The 3,946-nt window shown below is 36.5% G+C and carries 5 protein-coding genes; all 5 read right to left on the bottom strand.

Translation table 11 applies throughout. The features are described from left to right. Positions 1-370: DUF7380 domain-containing protein (locus tag ABWV72_RS21040; RefSeq protein ID WP_353372926.1), on the bottom strand; the 370-nt coding region annotated here is incomplete at its 3' end. 16 nt (positions 371-386) lie between these two features. After that, on the bottom strand, positions 387-956 hold the full coding sequence (locus tag ABWV72_RS21035) for a hypothetical protein (protein WP_353372924.1): 570 nt from the start codon (positions 954-956) through the stop codon (positions 387-389). Between the two features lie 527 nt (positions 957-1,483). Next, positions 1,484-2,416: an SDH family Clp fold serine proteinase gene (locus ABWV72_RS21030; protein ID WP_353372922.1), complete on the bottom strand. Its 933-nt coding sequence runs from the start codon at positions 2,414-2,416 to the stop codon at positions 1,484-1,486. A 117-nt stretch (positions 2,417-2,533) separates the two neighbouring features. After that, on the bottom strand, positions 2,534-3,343 hold the full coding sequence (locus ABWV72_RS21025; protein WP_353372920.1) for a hypothetical protein: 810 nt from the start codon (positions 3,341-3,343) through the stop codon (positions 2,534-2,536). Between the two features lie 172 nt (positions 3,344-3,515). Beyond that, positions 3,516-3,920: a hypothetical protein gene (locus tag ABWV72_RS21020; protein WP_353372918.1), complete on the bottom strand. Its 405-nt coding sequence runs from the start codon at positions 3,918-3,920 to the stop codon at positions 3,516-3,518. Positions 3,921-3,946: the final 26 nt, after the last annotated feature.

Here is a 3,946-nt window from a genome sequence, read left to right as displayed (position 1 = left end):
GCCATAATAAATCCGCTAGCCTTGCCTTCAACCAAGGCTCAACTATGTCATTCAGTATTACTTCGAAAAAAGCTAAGTCATCTGCCGTGAAATCATCAGGAATGGCCGAACGCCTTCCAGCCTGATAGTCTTGAAAGTAGGGACTAAAAGGCTCGTTTAGGCTGCCAGGAGTAAGCATCATTGATGCGGCACGCCCAAGTAATTCAAGAATTTTTGCTTGTTCTTCTAAACCAGCATCTGCCTTCACTTTTGCATGCTTCTGAAGGCTTTGCATGACAGAAGAGTACCCATAATGATTTTCAGGTAGTACATCATACTGCCATTCGCAGGAGATGAATTGTTGTCGAGCATCATTTAACGAATCAGTCATTCAACTTCCTTGCTCCTTATGTGTTTTTAGCAATATTTTGAACATTCTTTTCAAAATTACTTGCAGTTTCACTTAGCAACTCTAATGATTTTTGAAATTGGGGGAGCCATTTTTCTCCGGAGAAATCTCCTTTTTTATACTGTAGTTTATAACCATGCAGTATTTCATTTGTCTTCTCCAGCACTTCCTCAACAGATGAAAAATGATCTCTCAACTCTGGAAAGTACATGTCCATTATCAGATGTACTCTTTCAGGGTTGTGTGTATATCCGCTATCAATATTGAGATCCAATGCCTGATTGAATGTTAACTCTCCTTCCATGACTTGTCGATAAGGCAAGAAGTGAGTCACTACGGCATTCATATATCTCCTTGATTCGACATATAGCTCTTCCAAGCGGTCTCTAACAAGTTCTTCTCGTTTGAGTTTTCTCTCATGCTCTAGCTGAATTAATAAACGCTCATTGATTAACTTATTGTTATACCTAATACCAATAATAGTCAGTGAGGATGTAAGTAATGCAGTGGAAAATGCAACCCATGCTGATGATGGGATTAATTTCAGCAGTTCAACAATTTGTTCCAATTGACCTCCCTGTGGATGAATACATAACAGTTAAATGATACGGACCCTAAGAACCGCATATTAATTTATTTCGCCATCAACTATCACTATCGCGGCTATGCCGCCACAAGCCTTTAACACAACAACTACGTTTAAAATTATTACCCTAGACTAAACCAATCCGCCAGAAAACTGCAACTATTGATGATGGCAGTAACTTAATGTTATTGACCCACGACCATAGACTGATGAGAAGGTGCTACGGCGGAACGAGTAAGGTCAGCTCTGCTTATTCACTGAATAAGTAACCTACGGATACCAGCATGACAACCGACTACATTACTGCCTCATCCGGTGCGTTAGCTCAATTTATTTGAGTGAAAGAATAACTAATTATGGACCGAAAAAATGTCAGAGAGATACTCGGTTTTTATTGACAAAGGGAGTCATACCAACGCTTTGATAAGCGGCAAAAATTTTTGGCTAAAATAGCGAGGAACGAGCAAAAGCCAACTGTTTTTTGTCCGTTTGAGCAACTTGTTAAATGGCTATTTCTCTTTGTCGAGAAGATCCAATCCATTATCAAGTTCCCCAACAAAACGCATATTTTTGCCTTTAAATATGCCGTAAAGAAAGTCTAAAAACCTGAAGAATTCATATATATCATTGCCTGCCTCATACTCATTTGTACCTGTTTTGATGAAAGAGGGACCTAATAGCTCAGTCGCTTCATCTGAATCAATTACAAAACCATGGTCTTTATAATGATTCGTAAAATGATCTGCTAACTCTTCACATGTTTTAGAATCTGGTAATGTTTTACCATTTAATAAGCGTATTGCATATTGTGTTGCGGATTCATTAATTCTCTCAAAATACCCGAGATCCCTTATGCTAACATTAGCGTTTAGGTATTGAGCAAACATATCAGATGCAGTTGGATGCTTAGAAGTCATTTCAGCTATCTTTTCTACAGCATTTGCTAAGCCTAATGCTGGAAAACCATTGAATTGTGGATCTATTGGGCCTAATTGGCTAAGTAATCCCATATGTAATTCTGTGGCACCAAGCGATATCAATGTCGCTGCTGATTTAGCTCGTCTTGGGATAGATATTGCGAATTTATTTTTCGCTAGCCTTTTACATGACTTACTTATTAAATAAGCAGGCTCAATTTGTCCGCCACCACTTTCAATAAACATTAGAATATCTTTTTTGTTCTCAAGATCGCTTACGGCACGATATATTTTATCGGAGTGATAGCCACTTATTGATTTATATTCATCATAAAGAAAAACAACGTGATATTTGTCCAGTTTATAATCTTTAAGAATCTTTTTTACATGCTCGTTTATTCGAGACTTTATATCCTCATCTTCTAATTTATCTTTAAACATATCGACTTGATCGCTTATGATAGATAAATCATAAGTTTTCTCTTCAATAGCTTCTTCTTGATTTTCAACTTCTTCCTGTGCCATTGGAACTCCTTGAGCCCTTTAACGAGGGTGTAGAAAAACCCTCACCTTAAAATTTACTATAAAAATTAGCGACGAAGTAGCAAAAGCCAACTGTTTTTTGTCCTTTTAAATGACTTGTTAGCACGATTTCTTAAATGCCTTAATCGCCAGAGATAATTTGCCACTTATAGTCTCTTTATAAACATTCTCAACAACTAGACGCGTTGCATGAGCACCAAAAATTGACAGTGTGTATATTGCTTCTTTTAAAAACTCCCTATCAATTTCGACTTTTTTTCCTAGCTCTGCGTCAGAATCCACTTCTCTAATATATTTGCGATCTATTCGTCCATTGTTATGTGCAATAACATTACGCATCGCAATAACTTTTCGGTAGATCTTCAATTCATCAGAATGATTGTCTTTAAAGTATGTCCCAAACTCTAACCTTGCTTTATCCTTTTCAAATACATCTAAAGGATTACCATAAAAGATGCTTCTAATTTTTTCCTCTACCAATTTATCAACTATTTCCTGCTTATCCGTAGATGTTAAAACTAATTTTAAGAGTTTTTGATACCCAGATGAGTTATTAGCATCATCTTGGCTTGTTGATAATTTCCCAGGTATATCTAAATAAACGCTTTGAATTAAATCAGTAATGTAATCTTCAAACGTAAGAACAGTCTCTAACAAAGTTCTTCTGAAGTTTCCTTTGATAGCTAACGAGTGCAGTGCCCCGTATATATCATTTTTTTTCACAACCTTGCTTGTTTCATTCCATATACGATCAAATGAAAGCTGAGGGAAAACGTCTTCTTTAACTGCATCTTTAATTTTCGGTGTATAAAAATCGATTAAACAAAATGATTCCCAAATATCCCTTTGCTCTTTTTGAAACCTTTTGTATCTAACGTGAATTTTTGGAATACTTCTCGATTTGTTCATGGCTTCCCTATCGTGCTAACAGTTTATTAGTGCGACCTTGCAAGGTTGTTTACCTTGTAAGCTACATTACCTTTTATGGCTGAAAAGTCCAGAGTCTGCTTATCGCCCTAAGCCGAATTTCTCAAAAGTGCCAATAGCGGAAGTTCGAGACCATAGTCTCTTGTTATGCGTATCATTCTTCTAGGAACTTTGTTGCTTGCTTAGTTGCAATTTTTTTAGATATATCAATCACTACAGAGAGGCCTTCCTTTTGAAACCTGGTCTTAATCTCGCTTAAAACACTTGGTTTATTTAAGGCGGCAGCGAAGTCATATCCATCGGATGTTATTCTCCAAAGCATATCAGGAGAAAATTCGTAAACATCTTTACCATCACGATACTCTAAATCAATACCCAATTTTCCATGAGAATATGCACCAGTTATCAGTCTTTTTTCTTCCATGATGATCAAATGGTGAGCTAATTTCTGTGAGTCTTTGTCATAGAGATCAACAAAGTCGTTAATGTCGACTATAGATTGGTCAGACTCAACAAATTTAGTCAAAATATTACTTATTAATTCGTAATCTAACTTCATTATTTACTCGATACTTGAGATACGCA

Origin of the sequence: Aliiglaciecola sp. NS0011-25 (genome assembly GCF_040370605.1) — a bacterium.
In the GTDB taxonomy this organism is placed as follows: domain Bacteria; phylum Pseudomonadota; class Gammaproteobacteria; order Enterobacterales; family Alteromonadaceae; genus Aliiglaciecola; species Aliiglaciecola lipolytica_A.
Note: the sequence above shows the minus strand (reverse complement) of the source record. Positions and strands in the feature narration are given on the sequence as shown.